The sequence below is a fragment of the Haloferula chungangensis genome, assembly GCF_042664875.1.
Classification (GTDB): Bacteria; Verrucomicrobiota; Verrucomicrobiia; order Verrucomicrobiales; family Akkermansiaceae; genus Haloferula; species Haloferula chungangensis.
The window spans coordinates 197,108-220,332 of record NZ_JBHTBS010000008.1; the positions used below are offsets into that span (position 1 = coordinate 197,108).

20 protein-coding genes are annotated in these 23,225 nt (G+C 59.2%); 6 read left to right on the top strand and 14 right to left on the bottom strand.

Going from position 1 to position 23,225, the window contains the following annotated elements:
* The first annotated feature begins 82 nt into the window (after nt 1-82).
* Together ACFQY0_RS15655 and ACFQY0_RS15660 are read left to right on the top strand one after the other, a co-directional pair.
* Nucleotides 83-1,384, top strand: a complete 1,302-nt coding sequence (locus ACFQY0_RS15655; RefSeq protein ID WP_379714182.1) for a cytochrome ubiquinol oxidase subunit I — start codon at nt 83-85, stop codon at nt 1,382-1,384.
* On the top strand, nt 1,381-2,409 hold the full coding sequence (locus ACFQY0_RS15660) for a cytochrome d ubiquinol oxidase subunit II (RefSeq protein WP_379714184.1): 1,029 nt from the start codon (nt 1,381-1,383) through the stop codon (nt 2,407-2,409). The genes ACFQY0_RS15655 and ACFQY0_RS15660 overlap by 4 nt, the downstream gene beginning before the upstream one ends.
* 118 nt (nt 2,410-2,527) lie before the next feature.
* Here ACFQY0_RS15660 and ACFQY0_RS15665 read toward each other — a convergent pair whose 3' ends face one another.
* Nucleotides 2,528-4,063, bottom strand: coding sequence for a DUF1254 domain-containing protein (locus ACFQY0_RS15665; protein ID WP_379714186.1), 1,536 nt, complete (start codon nt 4,061-4,063; stop codon nt 2,528-2,530).
* A 70-nt stretch (nt 4,064-4,133) separates the two neighbouring features.
* On the bottom strand, nt 4,134-5,021 hold the full coding sequence (locus tag ACFQY0_RS15670; protein ID WP_379714188.1) for a DUF1214 domain-containing protein: 888 nt from the start codon (nt 5,019-5,021) through the stop codon (nt 4,134-4,136).
* Nucleotides 5,022-5,112: 91 nt separating this feature from the next.
* Between ACFQY0_RS15670 and ACFQY0_RS15675 the strand changes: the two genes are divergently transcribed.
* Nucleotides 5,113-6,072: a tyrosine-type recombinase/integrase gene (locus ACFQY0_RS15675; protein WP_379714190.1), complete on the top strand. Its 960-nt coding sequence runs from the start codon at nt 5,113-5,115 to the stop codon at nt 6,070-6,072.
* A 20-nt stretch (nt 6,073-6,092) separates the two neighbouring features.
* The gene (locus tag ACFQY0_RS15680) at nt 6,093-7,214 is read left to right on the top strand and encodes an IS91 family transposase (protein WP_379714192.1); all 1,122 of its coding nucleotides are present in this window, start codon (nt 6,093-6,095) and stop codon (nt 7,212-7,214) included.
* A gap of 328 nt (nt 7,215-7,542) precedes the next feature.
* Here the strand turns inward: ACFQY0_RS15680 and ACFQY0_RS15685 are convergent, their stop codons facing one another.
* Entirely contained in the window at nt 7,543-8,124 is a 582-nt protein-coding gene (locus ACFQY0_RS15685; protein ID WP_379714195.1) for a DUF1254 domain-containing protein, read from the bottom strand.
* A gap of 400 nt (nt 8,125-8,524) precedes the next feature.
* Here ACFQY0_RS15685 and ACFQY0_RS15690 point away from each other — a divergent pair, with 400 nt between their 5' ends.
* Nucleotides 8,525-9,487, top strand: a complete 963-nt coding sequence (locus tag ACFQY0_RS15690) for an AraC family transcriptional regulator (protein ID WP_379714197.1) — start codon at nt 8,525-8,527, stop codon at nt 9,485-9,487.
* 309 nt (nt 9,488-9,796) lie between these two features.
* Here the strand turns inward: ACFQY0_RS15690 and ACFQY0_RS15695 are convergent, their stop codons facing one another.
* From ACFQY0_RS15695 to ACFQY0_RS15740, 10 genes are all read right to left on the bottom strand, one after another.
* Nucleotides 9,797-10,945, bottom strand: coding sequence for an FtsW/RodA/SpoVE family cell cycle protein (locus tag ACFQY0_RS15695; protein WP_379714199.1), 1,149 nt, complete (start codon nt 10,943-10,945; stop codon nt 9,797-9,799).
* Nucleotides 10,946-10,962: 17 nt separating this feature from the next.
* Entirely contained in the window at nt 10,963-11,772 is an 810-nt protein-coding gene (locus ACFQY0_RS15700; protein ID WP_379714201.1) for a LysM peptidoglycan-binding domain-containing protein, read from the bottom strand.
* Nucleotides 11,773-11,786: 14 nt separating this feature from the next.
* Nucleotides 11,787-13,091 (bottom strand): UDP-N-acetylmuramoyl-L-alanine--D-glutamate ligase, encoded by a 1,305-nt coding sequence (murD, locus tag ACFQY0_RS15705; protein WP_379714203.1) that lies wholly within the window; start codon nt 13,089-13,091, stop codon nt 11,787-11,789.
* Nucleotides 13,091-14,311, bottom strand: a complete 1,221-nt coding sequence (gene mraY, locus ACFQY0_RS15710) for a phospho-N-acetylmuramoyl-pentapeptide-transferase (protein WP_379714205.1) — start codon at nt 14,309-14,311, stop codon at nt 13,091-13,093. Before mraY ends, murD begins: the two co-directional genes overlap by 1 nt.
* A complete protein-coding gene (locus tag ACFQY0_RS15715) occupies nt 14,311-15,675 on the bottom strand; it encodes a UDP-N-acetylmuramoyl-tripeptide--D-alanyl-D-alanine ligase (protein WP_379714207.1) in 1,365 nt (454 codons plus the stop codon). Before ACFQY0_RS15715 ends, mraY begins: the two co-directional genes overlap by 1 nt.
* Nucleotides 15,672-17,174 (bottom strand): UDP-N-acetylmuramoyl-L-alanyl-D-glutamate--2,6-diaminopimelate ligase, encoded by a 1,503-nt coding sequence (locus tag ACFQY0_RS15720; RefSeq protein WP_379714209.1) that lies wholly within the window; start codon nt 17,172-17,174, stop codon nt 15,672-15,674. Before ACFQY0_RS15720 ends, ACFQY0_RS15715 begins: the two co-directional genes overlap by 4 nt.
* Complete coding sequence (locus tag ACFQY0_RS15725; RefSeq protein WP_379714212.1) at nt 17,171-19,093, bottom strand: peptidoglycan D,D-transpeptidase FtsI family protein; 1,923 nt, start codon at nt 19,091-19,093, stop codon at nt 17,171-17,173. Before ACFQY0_RS15725 ends, ACFQY0_RS15720 begins: the two co-directional genes overlap by 4 nt.
* Before the next feature lie 3 nt (nt 19,094-19,096).
* Nucleotides 19,097-19,441 (bottom strand): hypothetical protein, encoded by a 345-nt coding sequence (locus ACFQY0_RS15730; protein WP_379714215.1) that lies wholly within the window; start codon nt 19,439-19,441, stop codon nt 19,097-19,099.
* Entirely contained in the window at nt 19,438-20,397 is a 960-nt protein-coding gene (gene rsmH / locus ACFQY0_RS15735; protein WP_379714216.1) for a 16S rRNA (cytosine(1402)-N(4))-methyltransferase RsmH, read from the bottom strand. The genes ACFQY0_RS15730 and rsmH overlap by 4 nt, the downstream gene beginning before the upstream one ends.
* Before the next feature lie 673 nt (nt 20,398-21,070).
* A complete protein-coding gene (locus ACFQY0_RS15740; protein ID WP_379714218.1) occupies nt 21,071-21,520 on the bottom strand; it encodes a hypothetical protein in 450 nt (149 codons plus the stop codon).
* A gap of 677 nt (nt 21,521-22,197) precedes the next feature.
* Here ACFQY0_RS15740 and ACFQY0_RS15745 point away from each other — a divergent pair.
* Nucleotides 22,198-22,608: a GreA/GreB family elongation factor gene (locus ACFQY0_RS15745; protein WP_379714219.1), complete on the top strand. Its 411-nt coding sequence runs from the start codon at nt 22,198-22,200 to the stop codon at nt 22,606-22,608.
* A gap of 175 nt (nt 22,609-22,783) precedes the next feature.
* Here the strand turns inward: ACFQY0_RS15745 and ACFQY0_RS15750 are convergent, their stop codons facing one another.
* Nucleotides 22,784-23,224, bottom strand: coding sequence for a DUF488 domain-containing protein (locus ACFQY0_RS15750; RefSeq protein ID WP_379714222.1), 441 nt, complete (start codon nt 23,222-23,224; stop codon nt 22,784-22,786).
* Nucleotide 23,225: the final 1 nt, after the last annotated feature.

Below are 23,225 nucleotides of genomic sequence, written 5' to 3' on the forward strand. Positions count from 1 at the left end.
GGCGGGTCATCGCCTCCATGACCATGAATCCGGGGGAAATCGCCTTCCAACCAAGCGGCGGAATTGGTAAGCGTTCCGCTAGATGGATGATCTCACGGCGGCGCGGGCGACGATGGCATTTTCGCTTGGTTTCCACATCATTTTCGCGGCGATCGGAATGACGATGCCGTTCCTGATGTCGGCGGCGCATTACCTGTATTTGAAAACAGGCACGAAGCTCTATCTCGAGCTGACGAAGATGTGGATGAAGGGCGTGGCGATCCTGTTTGCGGTCGGCGCGGTGTCCGGGACGGTGCTGTCCTTCGAGCTCGGTTTGTTGTGGCCGGGCTTCATGGAACACGCCGGGCCAATCATCGGGATGCCCTTTTCCTGGGAAGGCACGGCCTTCTTCGTCGAGGCGGTGGCGATCGGGCTGTTCCTCTACGGTTGGGGCCGGATGAAACCGTGGGTGCATTGGGGGACGGGATTGGTGGTCGGCATTTCGGGATTCGTCTCGGGGATCTTCGTGCTGGCGGCGAACGCGTGGATGAACTCGCCGGCGGGATTTGACTGGGTCGATGGCGTGGCGACCAACATCGATCCGGTGGCGGCGATGTTCAACCGGGCCTGGCCGCATCAGAGCCTGCACATGCAGCTGGCGGCGCTGCAGGCGGTGGGCTTCGCCGTCGGTGGCGTGCACGCCTGTCTCTACCTGCGCGGACGAGCGAAGGAGCTGAACCTGAAGGCGATGAAGATCGCCATGGTCTTCGGCGCGGTGGCGGCGCTGCTCCAGCCGATCAGCGGGCACATCGCCGGCGAGCGGGTGGCGGAGTTCCAGCCGGCGAAATTGGCGGCTTTGGAAGGTCACTTCGAGACCAGCACCTACGCTCCGCTGACGATTGGCGGGATCCCGGATGAGGAAACGCAGACGATGAAGTGGGGCATCGCGATCCCCGGCATGCTCAGTGTGCTCGCCCATGGGGATCCTTCCGCCGAGGTCATCGGTCTTGATCAATTTCCACGGGAGGACTGGCCGCCGGTGCTGATCACCCATGTGGCCTTCCAGATCATGGTGGGAATCGGGATGCTGATGGCCTTGCTCGCCGTCGGGTTTTTCTGGTTCTTGAAACGGGGCGACTTTCCCCGCTGGTTCCTGCGCCTGCTGGTGGCGGCGACGCCGCTCGGGATGGTGGCGATCGAGGCCGGCTGGGTGGTCACTGAGGTCGGACGCCAGCCATGGATCATCTACGAGATCCTTCGTACGAAAGACGCCGTCACGCCGGTTCCCGGAATGGTCTACCACTTCTATCTCTTCGTCGCCCTCTATTCGGGGCTGGCAATCGTCACCCTCTGGTTGTTCGGACGACAGATCCGCATCACCCAGGCGAAGCTCGACGCGTCATGATCAGTCTCCTCATCTTCTTCCTGGCGGCCTCGCTGCTGCTCTACATCCTTCTGGGTGGTTCGGACTTCGGGGCGGGGATCCTCGAGCTGCTCCCCGCCGGGCGCCAGCGCGAGGCCCAGAAGAAGCTCATCAATGGAGCGATGGGGCCGGTCTGGGAGGCCAACCACATGTGGCTGATCCTGATCGTGGTGATCCTTTTCATGGGCTTCCCGAAGATTTTCACCACCCTGATGGTCAGTCTGCACCTGCCGATGCTCGCCCTGCTGGTGGGGATCGTGGTGCGCGGAACGGTTTTCACTTTCCGTCACTACGACGCGGTCCAGGCGCCGGTCAGCCAGCGGGTCTACACTTGGCTCTTCGGCCTATCCAGCCTGTGGAGTTCGCTGTGGCTGGGGATCATCGCGGCCAGTCTGCACCGGGGAAAAATCGACCCCGGGGCACGCGATTTCTGGACGGCCTATGTGGCGCCTTGGTGGGGTTGGTATCCGCTGGCAATGGGCATCTTTGTCGTCTGTCTGTTCGCCTTTCTGGCGAGCATCTTTCTGGTCGGCGAGGCGCAGGATGAGGACATGCGTCAGCGTTTCCGTCGACGTGCCGCCGTCTTCAATGGCGCGGCGATCGTTACCGGCGGGCTGGTATTTCTCGCATCCCTCGGCGAGGAACCGAGCCTGTTCCGGCTATTCGTGAGTCATCCGCTGGCGATTGGGGTGATGCTGCTGGCGACGGCGCTCTGCGTGCTGCTCTGGTTTCACGTCGGGCAGCGCAAGGTCATGCTGACCCGGGTGGTGGCCTCCGGGCAAGTGGTGCTGGTGCTGCTCGGCTGGTGGATCCTCTACGCGCCGAATGCTGCGACGACCACGGAAGGCCCACTTGATTTCTATGCCGAAGCCGCCCCACCCGCCACCATCCGGCAGCTGATGTACGCGCTGCTGATCGGCAGCCTGTTCATCTTTCCAAGTCTCATCTTCCTGTTCCGGGTCTTCAAACTCGGTCGGCCGCAGGACCATGAGATCGAGCGGAGGTAGGGAAAGGGCGACTTGTATTTGAGGGCGGATTCGTTTCGAGGTCTGGTCGCTTCGCTCCAAAAAAGGCCGCGCCGGGTGTGCCGACGCGACCTGAATGAGTTTCACCTGAGTGATTCGGCTACTTCACCTTTTCGATGTCACCCGGCTTCCAGCTGCCATCGAGCGCCGGTTCGGTGGGCGCGTAGAGGCGAAGGATGGCGAAGTAGCCGCGACCGGGCACCGTGGCGAGCCAGTTGCCTTCCTTACCTTCCGGCGCTTTCGGACCGAGGTGGAGGATGGTGCTGCCATCGGCTTCCTGGGCAGGCTTGTTCAGCTTGCCGAGCGAGGGAAATGGTTGGCCGTTGTCGAGTCCCGAGGCGTTCTCCGCTTCGTAGAGCGTGACTGACCAGAACAGCGCCGCGGGGATGTCTTTGGGCAGGTCCAGCGTGTAGTTGTTTTCGCCGTCGAGCCATTCTCCGTCGGCGTCCTTGAAGCCGATCATGTAGTAGGCGCCCTTACCGGGGGTCATCGAGACCATACCCGGACTGATCGAGTAATAGTCGGTGAAGAACCACGCCCGGCCATCGAGACTGCGGACGCCCTGCTTGGTGTCAGTGAAGCTGAGGTCGACGAAGGAATCCGGCCAACGGGAGGTCAGGTTGTTGATCGGATTGAGCCACTGGCGGTCGTCGTAAACGCGAAAGTCGGCACCACCGAGGCCATACTCGGTGCCGATGACACGCGAGGTCTTGTAGGCACTTTTGGCGGCGGCGCCGAGGATTTCCTGCTTTTTCGCATCCGGGTCAAAAGGTTGTCCCTTAATGATTCCAAGGCCCGCCAGCATGCCGAGCCAGTCGGGGCCGGCGAGATGGGAGCCCTCGGTGTCGACCAGATACTTGAGTTGTTTAAAGGCTTCGACGTCGGTGCGCGGCAGCATGTTGTGCGGCTTTCCGGAGGCATCGCTGAACTCCATCTTCTTCGCGCTGTCCTTCTTTCCGAGCGGGTATAACACGGATTGCTTCAGCACGTCGACGGCCGGCTGGATGTTGTCGAGCGACTGATAGAAGGAGCGCAGGAAGATGAAGACGTTGTTGGTTCCGGAACGGTAAACGTAGTAGCCCTCCGGCACCTCGCCGTCGTAGCCCGGCGGCAGGATGAGGAATTTGCCGCCCTTGCCCTCGTCCGGACCGGGCAGACCGAGGTCGCCGAAGAACTTGCCACCGTCGACCGGGATGGGCCGTTGCCAGAAGTCGAGCAGGATGCCCTGCAGTTTCGGGGGCGCTTCAAACACCAGCGGGCCGGTCTTCGAGAGGTCCTCGAAAACCATGCCGTAGATCAGGTCGGAGTTCGGCGTGGTGATGAGGGTTTTGGCATCGAGGCGCTTTTCCCAGATCGCCATGACGTTGTAGCCGGTGCCGAAGGCCTCGTCGAAACCATCGCGCATGCCCATCGTGTTGAGCAATGGCATGGCCCACAAGTAGGTCTGGCTGGCGCGCTGGAAGACCAGCTCGTCCATCAGAGTGGCGGCGGTTTCCGGAGTGGCGCGGTTGTGGTCCAAGGGAAGCTCCGCGAGGGCGGAGAAACGGCTGGCGTCCTGGGCGGGCAAGAGTCCCGCTGTTAGAGCGAAGGCGAGCGTGGTGAGACTACGGGGTTTGAAGATGGAGCAGATTCTCATGGCGGATTGTTAGATTGAACTTCGATGATTCAATGGATGATTCCGTTTTGTTGGCACATGTCGTTGGATTCTATTTCACGAGTTCGATGTCCGGCAGGCTCCAGGTCTTGTCGAAGTAGGGTTCGGTCGGAGCATAGAGGCGGAAGTAGGTGAACCAGCCTTTGCCGGGCAGCGTCTTGATCCAGTTTTTCTGCGGCTTGTCGGCGGGTGGCTCGGGGCCGAAGTAGAGGTCCACGGAGCCGTCGGCGTTGGTCTCGATGTCGTCGCGAGATGAGCGGTCCGGGTAGGTGCCGGTGTCGATCAGGCAGCGGCTCTCGTTGTCATACACGGTGAAGGACCAGAACTGCTTCACCGGCACATCGGACGGGACGTGCAGAGTGTAGTTCTTTCCGCCGTCGAGCCAGGCACCGGTCGCGTCTTTCTGGGACTCGAGATAAACTTGGCCGGCACCGTGGAGGCGGCCCATCATTCCGATGGAGATGCCAACGGCTTCGTAGAGCCAGCTCGCCCGCTCGTCCAATTCCGTGTAGTTCGGGGTTTCCTGATTGGTCTCCTTCAGGAAAAGCGAATATTCCCATTGCTTTCCGGGCCAGACCGTCGAGCCGGGAAAGCGCTTGGCGTAGCCGTTGCAGCGCGCCATGAGCTCACCCACATTGGCGGCGTCGGTGAGAATGCGGGTCAGGCGTTCATCAGGTTCGAAGGCTTTACCTTTTTGAATGCCCATCGGGGCGAGCATCGCCAGCATGATGCGGTCGCGTTCGACCGGGGGTTCCTCGTCGATCAGCTTCGCGAGCATTTCCCAATACTTCATGCCGCGCGGTTGTTCGCCGGTCCACGGCCTGCCCTCGGGCCGCAGGTGTTTCGATTCGGGCGGGTTCTCGCGCTGGCTGTAGGGATAGATCTTAAGCTGGGCGCAGAGGGCCTTGGCCTTTTCCACGTCGGCGTCCAAGCCGCGCATCGCGACCCAGACATTGTTGAACAGAGCCGCTGCGCGGCAATTTCGTTTGGTGGGTATTGCAGAGGTGAGGCGAAGCCGTCATGGCTCACTAATGCGTAAAAAAGATAATGCACATAAACGACTCGCCTCAGCCACTTGGTATCAGGAATTCAATCGCTTTGTCGACCTCAAAGGCCTCGCCAAGCGCACTCGTCAAACCTACCTCGGGTGGGTCCATCAACTCGCCGACCACTACCCGAAATCCGACCTTCCGGAGCTCCCACCCGAGAGCGTGCTCGACTTCCTCATCCATATCCAGGACGAGCGAAAACTGCGACCCAGCACCGTCAATCAGGCGGTCTGCTCGCTGCGCACCCTCTACCGCGACCACCTCGGCATCGACTGGGACATTTGGAAGAAGATCCAGATCAAGTTCGACGAACCACTGCCCCACGTGCTCACCCGCGAGGAGGTCCTGCGTCTGCTCCAGACCTTTCGCTGCCCACGCTTCAAGACCTTCTTCACCCTGGTCTACCAGTGTGGACTGAGGCTCAATGAAGCACTTCACATCAAACCGAAGCACATCAATGGCGAGCGGCTCGTCATCTTGATCCCCGAAACCCACTCGAAGAGCCGAAAGGCCCGGGAAGTCCCGATCACGCCTCGACTCCTCAAGCGCCTTCGCACTTTCTGGCTCTCTCACCGCAACAGGGAATGGCTCTTTCCTGGCATGGGGCGCGGCTGGAAGAGCTCCGGACTGAGCGTTGAGCAGGCCATGCACCGCAGCACCAAGTCCATGAGCGAATCTTCCGTCTGGCAGGCGATTGCGGTTGCCGTGGCGGAATGCGGCTTATCGAAAACCCATGTGCACATCTCCACCCACACACTGCGACACTCCTTTGCCACGCACATGTTGGAAGGAAATGCGTCGATCATTCAGGTCGCCAGCTACCTCGGGCACAGCTCGCTCAAGGACACCATCCGCTACCTCCACGTCACCGAGATCAGCGATCAGAAGGGTAGGGAGGCACTCGACACCTTGGTAGACCCGGGGGAATCGGAGGGCATCTAACATCCGCGAGTCCGCCACTCGTGGCCCTCGACCTAGCAGAGCTGCTCGGTGAGCATTGGGAAGACTACGCCCGTGCCCACCGGCAGCACCTATGCGCTGCCCACTACCGGGCCGTGCAGCGCGTCCTTGCGTGCCGCACCCCGGAAATGGGTGGTCGCATTTACCGCTGCGGCGGCTGCGAAAAGAACCACTATGCCTATCATAGTTGCAACCACCGCAGCTGCCCACGCTGCGGTGCCCTCGATCAGCAGATCTGGACAGCCAAGCAGGAAGCCCGTCTACTGCCTGTCCCGTACTTCCTCATCACCTTCACCATTCCCGAGGAGCTGCGCACCCTCTGCCAGCAGCATCCCAAAACTTTCTACGATCTCATTCTACAGGAAAGCGCCGCCGCCCTGCAGGACATAGTCGGCACCAAATACCACGGAGCGCAATGCGGCTTCACCAGCGTGCTCCACACCTGGGACCGGAAGATCGGCCATCATCCGCACGTCCACATCATCATCCCCGGAATCGCCTTCAATGCCGCCACCCGCCAGCTCGTCCATCCCGCCAGCAATAAGTTTCTTGTTCACTTTCGCCCCCTTGCCCAGCGCTTCCGCAGCCGGCTCCACAGCGCCCTGAAGGCCGATCATCCCGAGATCTGCCAACAGCTCAGCCCGAAGCAACGCCACGTCCTGAGCCCTGCCAAGACATGGAACGTCCAGCTCCAGCCCGCCGGCCAGGGCAAGACCGCGCTTCGTTACCTCTCCCGCTACGTCCAGCGCAGCGCCTTCGGGGCCAAGCGCCTGTTAGGTTACGACGCGCATGGCAAGGTCCTTCTCCTCTGGACATGCAGCAGCACCAAGAGGACCTCCGTCATGACCCTGCATCCGCACGAATTCATTCGTCGCTGGCTGCTCCACGTCCTGCCCAAAGGCTTCACCCGCATCCGCCACTACGGATTTCTGGCCAGCGCCGCGCGGAAGAAGCGACTCTTCATCCGCCTTAAGCTCGGTCAACTCGGTGAGCCGCTCCCCGAACTCCCCGAAACCGCACCCTTCACCTGCGAAAGCTGCGGTGGCGAACTCACCTTTCTGCGAGAAATCGCACCCATCCGTCTCATGCGCGGGCCGCCTCGGAAGCAACTTGTTAGATCATGATCACTCCGCTCCAGACATCTCGAAGCGCATCGCAACCCGCCGTGCCCAGGGAACGAGCACCCACGAACTACGACAAACCTCGTAATTCGCTCCAATCACAACTCCAGATGGCAAGAGCGACTCACTCGAAGGGAGCAAGCGTCCCCGGCGCCGGGCGAATCACTTCGTCATTCGCCTCGCGGCCCCCGCAAAGAGAGCTGCCTTCCAAAGCGCCGCTCACTCATCCCGGCAAGTCATTGACTCTCAGGACTGAATTGAAACCGCAAGAGCGGTAGAAGCCGCGCCCACCCAAGCACCTGGGCCAGTTCAACAACGGATAGCATCGGGGCTATCGCCCGAAGCTATCTTTGGGGTTCGTCGCGGAACGGAACACGTAATAACCCTTCGGTGCCGGAGTGATGTCCTTGTCGTTGGGACCGAGAATCAGGAACTTGGCTCCTGCACCTTTTTCGGGACCGGTTTGGCCGCAGTCCGTCATAGGGCGTTGCCAGAAATCCAGAATCCCTCCGGCCATGGCTCCCGCGGGAACCTCGACCACCATGGGGCCGGTTTTCTCGATGTTCGGAAACGCCATCGAGTATGGGGTGGTCGCATTGGCGGTGAGCAGACCGAGCTTGTCCTTGTAGTCGAGGTAATCGACAAAATCGAAGTTGCCGGCTCCGAATGTTTCCTTCTGCTCGCGCTGCCACTCACCCATCGAGGTGTAGGGCAGAGCCCAAAGATAGGCCTGGCAGGCGCGCTGGAAATCGAGGTCGTCGTAAAGTTTCTGGACCGTCGATTGCGAAGGAAAGCCGTTTTCAATCTCAAGTTTTCCGAGGCGGGAATCGATGGTGCCGGTGGTTGGCAAATCCTGAGAAAGAACAGGAAAAGCAGTCGCGGCGAGACATAGCAGGGTGGATCTTGTTTTCACGAGGGTTTCAGGATGGGTTGATTTTGTTAGATGGTGAGGTGGTTAAAAAATGGGCCGGGAAAGGCCTCAAGTTCCATGGGCCTTGAGCTGTTAGATAAGGGTGCGAAAGAATACGTAAACGAAAGCAGACCTGGCCGGCAGACGGCAAGGAAGTTTCCTATCCGAAATCCGACAGTTTTGTCGCAATCCTGCGAGGCGGGGCTGAGCCGAATCCATGAAACACCTTCATGAGACGCATCAGTCGGTGACATAAGACACTCTTCAGCGTTTGTCAGAAATCCAGGCTTACGATGTCTTTGGGCAGGCGTCGCTTCAAACAATTGGAGATTGAGCGAGCCTGGGAATCCCGCTAATTCGAATCGAAGGATCCTGCTGGGTTCATGCAGGGGAAGATGAAGGGATGAGACTCGAAACGCAGCGACATGATCTGAAACTGGCGGGCTTCGATCCGGAAGTCCTGGCCGGGCTGCTGTCGGCGGCGCGACTTGAGCATTACATTCTCTCGCCGGGTGCCTGCGATGTGGAGCACCAGCACTGGAGCTGTGGAGATCTCAGCATTGATACCGGCCGTTACAGCTTCCCTTGTCGGAGCCTCGGACAATTTCCCCGCAACCGGGTAAGCATCGGCTACATGCGCGAGCTGAGCGAGCCGACCTGGGTGAACGGGTTTTTCGCCGACACCACGACTCTGGAGCTTTACCCTCCGGGTTGTGAGTTGAACTACCGGGCCGGCAGCCGGGGGCACTGGGTGGCGATCGAGCTTCCTGAAGAGCGGCTGCAGGCGGCGGCGCTAAGACACCTGGGACAGGAGTTGCGGATGCCGCAGGACGGGATGGTGTCGTTCCCCGTTCCGGTGAAATTGAGACAGGCTCTGGACCGACGCCTAACAGCGCTGATGACGGCGAAGCATCTGACCTCGGTCGCGGTGGAGCGGTTCTTCGCGGAGCTTTGCGGCTTGCTTGTTCATTTGCATCCGCGTGATGCCGAGCCCCTGATTCGCAGGGCGGCAAAGCGCCGGAAGCTGATCGAATGCGTCGACATGAAACTGCGCGGCCGGATCGGAATGGACTACGCGACTCGCAATCTGGCGAGGGAAGTCGGAGTGAGCGAACGCACGCTGCAGCGGCATTTTGCGGAGGCGTTGGGTGTCACGCCGATCGAGTGGGCGCGCTGCTTGGCGTTGCATCATGCGCGACAGCGCCTGGAAATGGGCGATCCGAACCGGACGAGTGTCGAAGGTCTCGCCCGCGAAGCAGGCTTCCGGCACATGGGCCGGTTTGCAGGATACTATCGCGAGTTATTTGGCGAATTTCCAACAACTACCCTGCGACGCTTGAAACGGACTTCGTGGGGGCAGCTCTGATGGAAGCGACCGAGCGAACTCATCTGACCCCTTCCTCCCTCGCCAGCTCGAAACCCTAGTTCCCCCTCGACAGGTGTCTGGCGGTGGCGAACAGCAGCAAGGCAATCAGAAGAAAAACCGCTCCGAAGATCTGCGATTGAGAAGGCCCGAAGTGAGATGTCACTCGATGAGCACCATACTGTCCCAGCCCCCCTGAAGTCATCAAGCTCACCGGTTTCGCAATCGCGAGCATCCCTCCAATCGTGAAGAACGTCCCCCCTACGACCAACGAACGCACTCCGGAATTTCGACTCGGGGGCGAAGGCCCTCTCACAGCCTTACCTCGTAGGTCTTGTTCGCCGTCAGTGGCTCACTGCGGACTTTTTCCAGTCTTGAACGGCGCTGAATCCCGCAGAGCAGTCCCACGGACGCCAGGGTGAAGACCAGGTTCGTGCCGCCGAAGCTGACGAAAGGAAGCGGCAGACCCGTGTTCGGTAGGACCGCCGTTGTCACCGCGATGTTGATCATCGCGGGAACCACGATCACGGCCGTTAGACCGATCGCCAGGCAGCGGTTGAAAACATTCTGGGCCGTCACGCCGATGCCGATGCCAGCGACGGCGATGACCACATAGCAAAGCACCGTTCCCAGCGTTCCCCAAAGACCAAGCTCTTCGCCGATGTTCGGAAAAATGAAGTCGGTATGGGCATAGGGCATGTGACCGAACTTCTCAAAGCCGTTGCCGAGGCCCTGGCCATTGACGCCTCCATTGCCAAAGGCGAGCAAGGCACGCCATTGCTGGAGTCCTTTGTCGAGTTGGTGATGGGGATCCTCAAGATTCAACCAGGCTTCGATTCGCTCCCAGCGGTTATCGTTCGACCTCACCAGGAATCCAAATGCCAACGCACCAAGACCTGTCGTAGGCAGGAGAAACAGCAATCGGCTGCCAGCGATGAAGAGCACTGAAAAACCGGCGGCCCCAAGACCCACAGCCGTGCCCATGTCGGTTTCAAACAGAATGAGTGCAAAAGGAATCCCCAACAACAGCGCCGGCACGATGAACCCGCGAAACAAGGTGCGGGTCTCGGTCTGCCAGCGGGCAAACCATCCCGCCATGGCAATCATCGTCACCGCTTTGGCCACCTCGGATGGCTGGAACTGCCCGATGCCCGGCAAGGTGATCCAGCGGGTCTCGCCATTGATCGTCTTCGAAATACCGGGCACGTAGCACAACGACAGCAGCACACAGCATACCGCGAGAATCCACGGCCACCACTGACGCAAGTGTTTGGGATCCAGGCGCGCAAGCAGGAACGCCGCCACCACCCCGAAGACCGCCATCCCGGCCTGACGCCAGAAAAAGTGGTAAGGTTCCTCGACTCCCTTCACCCAGGCACTGGTACTCGCAAGCATCACCAGTCCGAGCGCCACCAAAGCGGCAACCGCGGTACAGAGGGCAATGTTGCAGTAGCGAGCCATTGGTTAAGGAACCTCAATTATTGGGGAACCGTCAAGCTCATGCCGATCTTGAGGTGGCGGGCATTGCTGATTCCGTTGGCCTTCATGACGGCATCCACCGTACTTCCGTATTTTCTCGAAATCGACCAGAGGGTGTCGCCGGATTTCACCACGTGCGTGGCGCTCGATCCACTGCCGGCGGTCGTTGACTCAGCTGTCGCACGAGCCGGTGCTGCATCGGCGCGCAAGGCGGCGGCAGTCGGAATCATGGGTGGACCGGGATCGACAGCCGGTGGTGCCTCAAACGACGGTGCGTTGCTGCTCTCCCGAACGCTGGTGATTTCTTCAGGCTCCACAGCCACGATCTTCTTCGAAGGAATCCTCAGATACATGACTTGAGGGCTGAGATCGACGTCACCGTTGGCTTCGCGAAGCTCCGCTTCGTCTACCCCCAGACGCCTGGCGATATTTTCGTAAGTGTCACCCGTGCCAATGGTGTAAATCGAATCTCCGGATCTGATCTTTGGCATGCCATCGTCCTCCCGAGGCGCCAGCGCCACCGCGATCGGCTTCACCTGAGTGGCCTCGGCCACTTCCTTTCCTGACTCACCGTCGAGCCAGTGGCTGTGGAAAAAGATCCCTGCGATGGCCACGACGTGGATCACCAGAATGACGACCAGGGCACGTGCCACCCCGAGGTTGGGGACATCGCCATCGAGATCACCGGCCGGAATTGCCGCCGTCGAAGCGCGCTGACGCTTTCTCTTGTTGGCGACGTTGGCAAACAGCGTGCGGAATGCCCCCTTTTTCTTGGGGCGACGTTTCACGGGCATGCTTTGGAATTTCATAAGGGTGAGTGATGTTAGGAAAGTTTGTGAACGAGCCGGCAGAAGGTATCGCCCCGTTCCTCATAACCTGAAAACTGATCAAAGGAGGATGTTCCCGGGGAAAACAGAACCGCATCCCCCCTCTTGCAGTGGCGGCGTGCCGCATCGACCGCTTCACCTAGATCGGTGACGGGTTCTACCGGAACGACGTGGGAAAGCAACTCTGCAAGTGGGGCTGAAATCTGACCAAAGGTCACTGCAGCACGCGCCTTCTCGGAAAGCAGCGGCAGCAAAGGTCGGTAATCGAGTCCCTTCTCCTTGCCACCCGCGATCAGCACGACCGGACGAGTCTGCGAACGCAGCGCGCTTTCCAGGGCGTGCAGGTTTGTGGCTTTGGAATCATTGAGCCATTCGACCCCGTCCAAGGTTCTAACAAGCTCACAGCGGTGACGCGGCGGAGCATAGCCATCAAAGGCCTTCATCACAGCATCGATGGAAACGCCGAGTGGCAGGCAGGCCGCAATTGCCGCCATGGCATTCTCGGCATTGTGCTTTCCACGAAGGTGGGAACCCGTCTCGATACCGAGCACCGTTTCACCGGCACGCATGAGGAAACGGCCGTCTGAAAACCAGTCCGCCGATTCATCATCTGTCGAAAAACGGACAACCTGTGCCGCCAACTCGGGCAGGCTCTCGCCCAGTCGAACCACGGCCCATTCGGCAGCCGTCTGATTTTCGAAAATCCGCAGCTTGGCCTCCTTGTATTTTTCAACCGTCGGGTAGCGGTCCATGTGGTCGGGCGCAAAGTTCAGCCACACCGCCACGTCCGGCTTGAAATCCACCACCGTCTCCAACTGGAAGGAACTGGCCTCCAGCGCAAGCGCATCCGGGACAGGATCGCGCATGACAACTTCGCACACCGGCACGCCATAATTTCCACAGGCGACGGCGCTGATGCCACCGGCATTGAGGATCCGCTCGACGAGCTCGGTGGTCGTCGTCTTGCCATTCGTTCCCGTGATCGCGATGACCTTCCCGCTGAAATGACGGCAGGCAAATTCGACTTCGCCGATCGTCTCGTCCGCACAAGCCGAGAAAGCCGCCACCAAGGGCCCGAAGGTATCGATGCCCGGACTTACCACCAGCAGATCGCTACGTCCGTCGCGCGCATGTCCGACAGAGGCGGAAGGATGCACTTCGACCTCTTCCGGCATTCCTTCGATGGTCGCCGCCGAGTCGAATACCTTCACCCGGGCCCCGCCTCTCAAGGCAAGCGCCGCCGCAGCCCGACCGCTACGGCCAGCTCCGAGGATGGTGACGGTTTTTCCTGTGATATCCATTAGACGATTTTCAAAAGGGCGAGACCGAAGAGCGCGAGCATGATCGAGATGATCCAGAAGCGGATGATCACCTGACTTTCATGCCAGCCCCGAAGTTCGAAATGGTGGTGAATTGGTGCCATCGCAAAGATGCGTTTCTTCCGCAGCTTGAAGCTCCCGACCTGCAGCATCACGGAAAGCGCTTCCATCACGAAGACGCCACCGATGATCACCAGCAGCAGCTCCTGCTTGACGCAAATCGCGGCGGTGCCGATCGCTCCACCGATGGCCAGGGAGCCGGTGTCACCCATGAAGACTTTCGCAGGATGGCAGTTGAACCATAGAAAGCCAAAGCCGGCACCGGCAAGCGCCAGAAGAAACACGGTCAGCTCTCCGACAAAACGGTTGTAGGGAATCGTCAGGTACTCGTTTGCCATGAAATGATGGCCAGCGAGATAAGTCAGCATGCCGTAGGCGAGCGACACCGTGATCGTGCAGCCACTGGCCAAACCGTCGAGCCCGTCGGTTAGATTCACCGCGTTCGAGCACCCGATGATGATCAAGGCAAAGAACGGAATGATCAGCCAGTGGAGATCAATGATCGGAACCTTGAAGAGAGGAAAGGTCACTTCACTGATCTTCATCGGCAGGCCGTCGAATTTGTAACCCGGGGTATAACCGAGCTTTTCAATCGTCTCCGCCGTGGCTCCGTAGCCGGAGATCTCCACTTTGAAGTAGAGGAAGGAGCCCGCCACCAGCGCGACCACCAACTGCCAGAAGAGCTTCGTGCGGCCACTGACGCCATCCGACTTCTTCTCCTTCACCTTCTTATAATCATCGCAGAAACCAAGCAATCCGAGCGCACCCATCGAACAGGCGCAAACCGCGACGAAAGGATTGAAGGGACGAGCGCAAACCAGAGTCGAGATCAGCACCGCACCAATGATCAGCACGCCACCCATCGTCGGCGTTCCAACCTTTCCGCCGTGAAGTTCGGCCAACTTGTGCACCTCTTCCGCATTGCGGATCGGCTGACCGACCTTTAGCGAGATGAGTCGGCGGATGACCCGCGGGCCGAACATGATGCTCAATGAGAATGCCATGAGGCAGCCAAGCGCCGCTCGGAACGTGATATACTGCAGCAAGTTGAGAAAGCTCACCGCATGCGCCCAGCCCTCGGTTCCCGCCGCATTTTCCGCGTCAAATGCCGCCCGCCACCATTCGTAAATCCAGTATAACATTAGTCGTTAGGGGGAAATGCCTCGTTCATGACCCGCTCCATGGCCGCACTTCTGCTGGCCTTGAAAAGCACCGTGTCTCCTGCCACCACCCGCTCGGCCAACGCCGTCGCCGCCACTTGTCCATCAGGAAAAAAATCTGCCTCGCCCGCCCCTTCTGCAATGCCTTCCGCACCCGCACCCACGGCAATCACCGAGAGCCCGCGCTCCGCGGCGAGACGACCGATGCGAAGATGGGCTTCCGGAGCATGGGATCCCAGCTCACCCATCGGCCCAAGCACGACGTAGCGATGAGCCCCGGCATTCACAGGCGTATCCGCCATCGTTTCGATCGCCGCCGCCATCGACTCGGGATTCGCATTGTAGGTATCATCAAAGACCGTGATGCCCCGGCTGAAATAACGACGCAGGCGGCCACTTGTCAGGACCGTCGATGAAAGACGCTCGGCGATCAGTTCGGGCTCCATGCCAAGGAACCATCCGCAGCCGGCAGCCAGCAGCGCATTGGTGACCATATGCTTGCCGGCGACGGGGAGATCCACCTCCGCCACGGGCTGGTGATCAATGACCAGAGTAAACTGCGCACGACCATCGTCCTGACGGAGGTTCTCCGCCCGGATCAGACCACGACCATTTCCCACGGGGATGACGCGGGCCTTGGTCCTCGACTTGAAGTATTCGTAAAAATCACAGCCTGCCGGCACGAACAGTACTCCATCCTCAGGAAGCGCCCTCGCAAGCGATCCCTTTTCCTCGGCGATGCCTTGACGGCTTCCCAGATGCTCAATGTGCGCGGTGCCGATATTCGTAATGATCCCGATGTTAGGACGGGCGATCTCGCACAGCGGCGCAATCTCACCCGCATGGTTCATGCCCATTTCCACCACGGCTGCGCTGTCGCCTTCCTTGATCGAGAGCACCGTTAGAGGCACGCCGATGTGGTTGTTCAGGTTCCCGCGCGTGGCACAGACCTGATAGGCTCCGCTCAAAACCGCCGAAGTAAAATCCTTGGTACTGGTCTTGCCGTTCGATCCGGTGATGCCAACGACCGGCATCTCGTGCTGCATGCGGTACCAGTGAGCAAGTCTCTGCAAAGCGGCCAATCCATCGCCGACTTCAATCACGGCGCGGTCGCCCGGGTCACCCCCGTCCCAGCGCTCGACCACCGCGACCGTGGCACCGGCACTCAGCGCCTGCGGCGCAAAATCATTGGCATCAAATCGATCACCACGCAGAGCGACAAACACCGCTCCATCCGGAATCGTCCGGGTATCCGTGGAAATCGAATTCGCCAGCACACTGCCGGCACCGGCAATCAGACGACCTCCGGTCGCTTGAGCAATGGTATCGGCATTGAGTGCTTTCATCTTCTTGGTTCTTCAGGGTTTGGCCGCTCCTCCATGGCACGGCGGGCTTCTCGACGGTCGTCAAAGTCAATCGTCCGATCCGCGAACTTCTGATAGGTCTCATGGCCCTTTCCTGCGATCAGCACGATGTCTCCCGCGCCTGCCGCATGAATGGCGATTCGAATGGCTTCAGAACGATCCGTCACACTCTTGTAACGTGCCGAACCCATTCCAGATTCAATTTCCCGAATGATTTCCTCCGGGTCCTCACTACGTGGATTATCGGAGGTGATGATGCAGACATCGCTCTCCCGCGCCGCAGCCTTCGCCATCAATGGGCGCTTTCTGCGATCCCGATCGCCACCGCAACCAAAGACGGTGAACAAGCGACGCGGCTCCAGTTCCTTCAAAGTGTGGCAGGCATTCTCAAGGGCATCCGGCGTGTGCGCGTAATCGACGAAGATGGAAATGCCATCGCGGTTTCCGCAGTTCTCCATCCGCCCTGGCACCTGCGGTGCCTCAGCAATCGCAGCGACACCTTCGCGCAGAGGAATGCCCGCGGCCTGCGTCGCAGCCAGCGCCGCAAGAATGTTGTAAGCATTGAAACGCCCGATCAGGGGAGCCCGCACGAGGAATTCCCTGCCCTTGGCTTTCAGCTTGAACTGCATCCCGCGTGGCGACTGACGGAAGTTCAGAGCCTGATAGTCCGCTTCGAGGCCAAAGCCAAAACGAATCACGGACATGCGCCTGTCGAGCGTCTCGGCGAGTTCGGCACCCCGGCTGTCGTCGATATTGATGATCGCCACCGGCTTCTTGCCACGTGGGTTCTCGGCCGCGTCTTCGAACCACGAAAACTTGGCAGAGGCGTAGGCTTCCATGGTTCCGTGATAGTCGAGGTGATCCTGTGTTAGATTGGTAAAAACGAGCGCGTCGAATGCCATGCCGGCAACGCGTTTCTGATCGATGCCGTGGGATGAAACTTCCAGTGCCGCACCGCGGCAACCATTGTCCACCATCCGTCCTAACAGCGACTGAAGTGCCACCGGGTCCGGCGTGGTATGGCTCGCCACGGAGGCCTCGTCACCATCATCGACGATGATCGTTCCCAGCACTCCGGCGCGATGCCAGAAGCGCTTCATGATGTGATGCGTGAGGAAAGTCGTCGTCGTCTTTCCATTCGTGCCCGTTACCCCTACAAGGCGGAGCTTTGAGGCCGGATGGTCTTCCAGAAATGCCGCCACCGATGCCAGCGCCAGGCGGGGATCAGCCACCTGAATCCACGCCACGTCCGTGGGGTCTCCGGTCTCAGGTGCACAGTCCGCAATGATTGCCACCGCACCCTGCTCCTTGGCACTCGGAATGTAGGTTCGACCGTCCAGTTGATTTCCACGAATGGCGACGAAGATCGATCCTTCGCCAATCACCCGCGAATCAGAGCTCACCGAAGTCACGAGCGCATCGAGCGGACCCGATGCAAGGGGACGGTGCAGGCAAGGAAGTATGTCGCGAACAGTCATCATTCGGAAGTGTTGGCGAGAGCCTCTTCAGGCTCGATGGGCTCGGTTGGTGTGAGATTCATTTGAGTAGCTAGCCGGGTGGCAACCTTGGAAAAAATAGGAGCGGCAATGGTGCCTCCATAACGGCTCACTTCATCGGTCAGGGGGTCATCAATGACCACCAGGCAGACGAAGGCCGGGTCTTCAGCCGGCATCATGCCCGCAAAGGAAACCGTGTAGTGACCAGGCTGATAGCGACCATTCTTGATACGCACCGCCGTTCCGGTTTTGCCCGCAACCTTGAATCCGGCGACCTGCGCCAGAGTCGCGGTGCCGCCGGTCTCGGTCACCTTCCCCAGGGCGACCCGCATGTCTTTGGAAACCTTCTCGCTGATGACGCGGCGCACCACCTCCGGCTGAAACTTCTCAAGCACGGTTCCGTCTCCCGCGACAATCGAGTGGATGACCCGTGGCCTGATCAGCTCGCCACCATTCGCAATCGCGCCGTAGGCAGCTGCCACCTGCAGCGGTGTGACGTTCAGTGCGTAGCCGTAGGAGGCACGGCTGAAGTCGATCAGGTTCTTGGTATTCCTGACCACGCCCGAGGACTCACCGCTGAGAAGAATGCCGGTCGGCTGCCCGAATCCGAACTCCTTCGCGTAGTCATAGAAATTCTTCACGCCCATCTGACGAGCGATCTTGAAGGCTCCGATGTTGCTCGATTTGATCAGCACTCCCTCAACCGAAAGGTAGCCGTAAGGATGGTGATCGGGAATCCGCAGCTTCCCTTCCGTCAGCAAACCGTTGTGACAAAAGATCTGTGTCTGCGGATTGACGAGGCCTTCATTGAGGGCTCCCGCTACGGCCACGATCTTGAAAGTACTACCCGGCTCGTACACCCCTTGGAGCGCGTAGTTCATCGCACCTTTAGCGAGGCCTTCCTTGCGAATCAGGTTGAAGTGCGGGCGGTTTACCATCGCCAGCAACTCACCGGTCTTCGGGTCGAGCACCACGATGCATCCCCGCTCACTCTTGAATTCCTTGAGACCGGCATCGAGCTCTTCTTCGACAATCGTCTGAAGCCCCATATCGATCGCCAGGCGCACATTCAAACCATGGACCGGCGGCACCATTGTTCCCTCTTCACCCGGCATGGGAATGTTGAGGTGATCCCACAGGCCATCCTTGCCGTGAAGATACTCTTCCATCGCCGCCTCGACTCCGAACTTCCCGACTTGAACGAAAGTCGTCTTGCCATTGACGCCGACTCGTTTTTCCTCACCCGTGTAACCGATGACATGGGTCGCCAAATCAGGCGAGGTATACCATCGCTTGATCGAATTCTGAAACTGAAAACCCTTCAGGTGGTTTTCCTCGATCAGCTCGCGCAGCTGATCCGCCGCATCCTCGGGAAGATCCTTGGCGATCGGGAAAAACATCCGGCCCTTGCTCATCGGATCCTCGATCCGTGCCCGAAGTTCTTCGCGGCGAAGCCCGAGTGGTCGGGCAAGCACTCCCACGGCACGCGCGAGGTTCTTGCTGACGATCGCCTCCGGTTTTTCCTGCTCGAGGATGACGCTCCGTTCCGCCTTCAGGCGGCGCACACGATCGACCGCACTGAGCTGATCCCAGCCTTCCTCCATCGAGACACGCTCATAGGCCAACGCCTTCACCACCACCACCGGATCGCCCAGCAGCTTGGCATCCACCATCACCGTGCTCAGCGCGATGCTCTTTGCGAGCACTTCCTCATGGCGATCGACAATCTTGCCGCGCAATCCCGGCAGCACTTCGCTGCGGTCATAGGCGGCGCGTGCCCGGTCCGCATACTTTTTCCGCTCCCACAGCTGGATCTGAATCAGCCGGACAGATAGAAAGCTGAGCCCGGTCACAAAGACCAGGCACAGGATCAAACATCTGACCTGAAAGGAGCGGGTGGACATGGATCAGGAGCGGGCAGCGACGGGGGCCGCCACCGGCGCAGGGAGTGGGTGAACCTTTTCGACCACTCCGTGAGTCACGGGAATGAGATCCGAGCTCCAGTGCTCGAGCTGTTCACGGATCTCGTAGCGGTCGATGAGTTTTTCGCGGCGCACTTCAATCATTTGCATGTCGAGGCGGTGCTGCTCGATGCGCTGGCGCGTTTCCGCGATCTTGCGCTCGGTCTTGATCTGACCGTTGCGGAAAATGGCATGCATCGCTCCTCCCGTGGTGGCCGCAACGAAGGCGATCACCAAGGCGAAGAACGCAAAGTAATGGGACCGTGGGTCCTCGGAACGACGGCGATTCATGATGGAATTTGTGCTGGGTCTAGAAGCTCGGCGACCCGCAGTTTTGCGCTGCGGGCCCTGGGGTTCACTCGGATTTCTTGGTCGCTTGGCGCGATCGCTTTACGCTGTGGCAGCCGGAAGGCCCGTCGCGGGTTGGGCCTTGGCTCAGGCCAGTCCGGTTGGTCAAGCCAGACCTTTGATCGGTCCTGCATAAATCTTTTTACCATCCGGTCCTCAAGACTGTGGAAGGTGATCACCAGCAGCCTCCCTCCTGGCTTCAGAAGATGCACGGAGGCTTCCAAAGCCCGCTCAAGCGAGCCGAGTTCATCGTTCACCGCGATCCGGATGGCTTGAAAAGTTTTTGTTCCAGGATGAGTGCGACCAAAGCGCGGCACGGCCTTCTCGATACATGCGGCGAGCTCGGTGGTGGTCGTAAAAGGACGCTCGGCACGGCGCTTGATGATCGCTGCCACAATCCGGCGGGCTTTGGGCTCCTCGCCGTACTCCCAGAGAATCTTCAGCAGGTCTTCTTCCGACCATTCATTGACCACCTCAGCCGCAGTGAGTTCCGTTGCCGGCCCCATGCGCATGTCGAGTGGTCCTTCCCCACGAAACGAAAATCCCCGCTCCGCAGCATCGAGCTGCCGCGACGACACCCCGAGGTCGAGCAGCAGCCCATCAGCCAACTCTCCCCCCCAGGTCTCGCGATGATCTCCGAGATCCGCAAAATTGCCCTGCCATGTCCGGAAGCGATCCCCGTACATAGAAAGTCGCTGGGAAGCGTGAGCCAGAGCCTCGGGGTCACGATCGACGCCGAGCACGCGAGCGCCAGCTTTTAAAAAAGCTTCGCTGTGCCCACCGCCGCCGAGAGTTCCATCGATGATGAACTTGCTCTCGTCCGCACCCATCCACTCATCGGTTTCACGAGGGAGAACCGAAACATGGTAGCCCGACCCCTTTTCCGGGTCGGCGCTCATAAAAGTCACCGATTGCCGCTCCGCAAACCAACCATGGAAACCGGAGCGGGCAATCGCGTTGTGTCGATCGGAAGAAGCCACTGTCCCGAATGGCGTCCTCTTCTCAGCGGGAAAAAATTCCGCGGGCCGTGCCGTCAACCAGCCATGGAAAGCGGCACGGACCAGCGGTTTAATTGGCGAAAGGAGTACTGTCCCGAGAAACTCCTTACGCTCAGCCTGGAAAGTCACCGGCTGCCGCTCCGTCAACCAGCCATGGAAAGCGGAGCGAGCAGTCGTGTTGTGTCGATCGGAAGAAGCCACTGTCCCGAATGGCGTCTTCTTCTCAGCGGGAAAAAATTCCGCGGACCGTGCCGTCAACCAGCCATGGAAAGCGGCACGGACCAGCGGTTTAATTGGCGAAAGGAGTACTGTCCCGAGAAACTCCTTACGCTCAGCCTGGAAAGTCACCGACTGCCGCTCCGTCAACCAGCCATGGAAAGCGGAGCAAGCCGTCGTGTTGCAAACCACATCGCGGATCACTGTCCCGAGAGATCCGATCTGTGGCAAAAATACGCCCAACCCTGACACCGGAGCCGATACTTCGGCGGTGGGTGCCACCGGACGGCTTGGTCCGGATGTCAGAGTTGGTGGGGCGAACAGCATGTTGTCGTTCGTGGGTGAAATTCTTTGGGGATCAGAGGACTCCAAGTCCACCGTCATCCATGTTGAGATCAGCTTCGCTGATCCGAGTGAAAGTATCTTCCGTGCAGACGATGAAGTAGCTGTCACGGCCGGCGAGCTTGACGGAGCCATCGGCTTTCAAACCGATCTTGTCCGCCCAGTCCTTGGGAATGGTCAGCTTGCCCTGGGCATTGATGGAGACCTCCTTCGAAGTCATCCGCAACGCACCAGCGAGCTTGATCTTGTTACCCTGAGGAATGTTCGCCTCTTGGATCTGGCGAAACTTGTCCTCGAAAGCTTCCAGCGTGAACACCTTGATCACCTTCTCCTCGTGCTCCTTCGAAACCTGAAGACGAACCGCATCCCCTTCGTCCGGACGGAAAGCGACTGGGACGGAAACCCGATACTTCGGGTCCATCTTATAGTCGTAGTCACTTTCGTAGACTTTGGCGGATACGGACATGATACAGGTGTCACTTCGCTGACACGCCCAAATACACCAGAGTACACCAAAGCACGCAAGGATTATTGATAATTTCGCTTTCAAAGATTTCCATCCCTGATTTTCAGTGAATTACAAAGGGCACTTCAGTGCACAAGCAGCGCATCCAAGCCCGAGACATCGACGCGATTTTAAGTTTTTTTGAAAAAATCCGCCCATTTCCTTCCGATCATTCGAAAAATCCCAGCGTCGGTGTACTGGCTCTCGATCCAGTGTGTTCCGGTGTACCGCGCCCCTCACCCGCCCCTTTGCGACGCTTTCCCGTTCGGTGAAAATTCAAAAAAATTCCCGATCAGGGTGCCTCGACACCATTCCGCAGCACGGTCGATCTTTCATCCGGAGATGCCATTTCTCCGAATTCATCAAGGAAGCAATCTTCGAACTTGCAAGATAACAGAAATAAGCTCAAGTAGTCTTTAATCGTGCGCACTATCAATCACACGCGATCCGACAGGAAAGTTCGTCAGCTGACGAGGCCTTCCAGCGGGTGGATTGCGCACCGACTCTCTGCCTTTCGGGCATGAGCAGACGGTTTCTTAGGAAAGGCCATTGTGCCGAAACCGTCTGAGTTCCACCCCTATTCTTTGAACTCCCGGGGTCCCTCATTTGCGAGGGGCTCTCCATCTCTTTTTGTAAAAATGAATCATTCAATCGTACTCCGTACATCCCTTGCCAATCGTCTTAAGTCCCTGATCGACAAACCTCACCAGAACCCCCGGATCCCCGCCGCCCAACGGCAAGCTCTCGAAGAGCTTCTAACATCCGCCCACGTGGTGCCAGACGATGAACTCAGCTCCGACCGCGTCGACCTCAACGACGAGATCCGGCTGCTCGCGCCTGATGACTCGAACGACAGCTACTCCTTCTCCATTGTCATGCCGCACAACGAGAACATCGATGACGACCTGATCGCCATTGGAAAGCCGATCACTCTCGCTGTTCTCGGCCGGTCCAAGGGAAGTCTGGTGTCATGGGAAACACCCGTAGGGCATCGCGAAATGACCATCACCTCAGTCGGCAAGCCGGACCTTGCAGTGAGCGCGGGATAAACTCCCCTCACTCGCCAGCCTTAACTGTCAGCGACCTCCACTGCTGGAGGCCGTTGGCAGAGCCAACTCGAATCATACCCCACCCATCTAGGGTTTCGCGGTGAGCTACCACTTCATGAAGCACCACAAACCATCGCGACTCTTCGTCACCGCACCACGTTTGTGCCGTGCCAAATCAATCCTCTGGATCCGGCATCGAACAGGGAGAGCTTGAATAGCGTGCTCCTGAACCGTCCTTCGGAGGCAAATCCTCGAGTGCTTCCAAGACCAACTCGAGCAGCGCCGACCGATGACAGCGGGATTCATCAGCGCAGAAGCAACCCAGATGGATCGGAGATCGGGTCGCCATTGCGGCCAACAACTCGATCACATGTCTCTTATCCACAACCCGCATCTCACTGCGGTAGCTGCGAAAGAACTGCTTGGTCGATACTTCTCCAGCCTGATAGTTTTTCACCAATTCCGCACTCGGCGCGACAAGTGGCAGCCAGACGTCGAAATAGCCGCCCGGAACATATTCTTCGCGCTTCACTCCACGAGGCACCTGACGGGCCACGCCGATCCGAAGTCCCTCGAGTCCACCTCCCTCACCATATTGATAAAGCCCCACTTTCATG

Bases quoted from the DNA above. Each gene is read 5' to 3' on its own strand.
- ACFQY0_RS15730 (WP_379714215.1), bottom strand. From the start codon at position 19,441: ATGAATCGCCGTCGTTCCGAGGACCCACGGTCCCATTACTTTGCGTTC.
- ACFQY0_RS15690 (WP_379714197.1), top strand. From the start codon at position 8,525: ATGAGACTCGAAACGCAGCGACATGATCTGAAACTGGCGGGCTTCGAT.
- ACFQY0_RS15745 (WP_379714219.1), top strand. From the start codon at position 22,198: ATGAATCATTCAATCGTACTCCGTACATCCCTTGCCAATCGTCTTAAG.
- ACFQY0_RS15655 (WP_379714182.1), top strand. From the start codon at position 83: ATGGATGATCTCACGGCGGCGCGGGCGACGATGGCATTTTCGCTTGGT.
- murD (WP_379714203.1), bottom strand. From the start codon at position 13,091: ATGGATATCACAGGAAAAACCGTCACCATCCTCGGAGCTGGCCGTAGC.
- ACFQY0_RS15700 (WP_379714201.1), bottom strand. From the start codon at position 11,772: ATGAAATTCCAAAGCATGCCCGTGAAACGTCGCCCCAAGAAAAAGGGG.
- ACFQY0_RS15725 (WP_379714212.1), bottom strand. From the start codon at position 19,093: ATGTCCACCCGCTCCTTTCAGGTCAGATGTTTGATCCTGTGCCTGGTC.
- rsmH (WP_379714216.1), bottom strand. From the start codon at position 20,397: ATGAGCGCCGACCCGGAAAAGGGGTCGGGCTACCATGTTTCGGTTCTC.
- mraY (WP_379714205.1), bottom strand. From the start codon at position 14,311: ATGTTATACTGGATTTACGAATGGTGGCGGGCGGCATTTGACGCGGAA.
- ACFQY0_RS15740 (WP_379714218.1), bottom strand. From the start codon at position 21,520: ATGTCCGTATCCGCCAAAGTCTACGAAAGTGACTACGACTATAAGATG.
- ACFQY0_RS15720 (WP_379714209.1), bottom strand. From the start codon at position 17,174: ATGATGACTGTTCGCGACATACTTCCTTGCCTGCACCGTCCCCTTGCA.
- ACFQY0_RS15660 (WP_379714184.1), top strand. From the start codon at position 1,381: ATGATCAGTCTCCTCATCTTCTTCCTGGCGGCCTCGCTGCTGCTCTAC.
- ACFQY0_RS15715 (WP_379714207.1), bottom strand. From the start codon at position 15,675: ATGAAAGCACTCAATGCCGATACCATTGCTCAAGCGACCGGAGGTCGT.
- ACFQY0_RS15670 (WP_379714188.1), bottom strand. From the start codon at position 5,021: ATGCGCGGCTTGGACGCCGACGTGGAAAAGGCCAAGGCCCTCTGCGCC.
- ACFQY0_RS15665 (WP_379714186.1), bottom strand. From the start codon at position 4,063: ATGAGAATCTGCTCCATCTTCAAACCCCGTAGTCTCACCACGCTCGCC.
- ACFQY0_RS15675 (WP_379714190.1), top strand. From the start codon at position 5,113: ATGCGTAAAAAAGATAATGCACATAAACGACTCGCCTCAGCCACTTGG.
- ACFQY0_RS15695 (WP_379714199.1), bottom strand. From the start codon at position 10,945: ATGGCTCGCTACTGCAACATTGCCCTCTGTACCGCGGTTGCCGCTTTG.
- ACFQY0_RS15750 (WP_379714222.1), bottom strand. From the start codon at position 23,224: ATGAAAGTGGGGCTTTATCAATATGGTGAGGGAGGTGGACTCGAGGGA.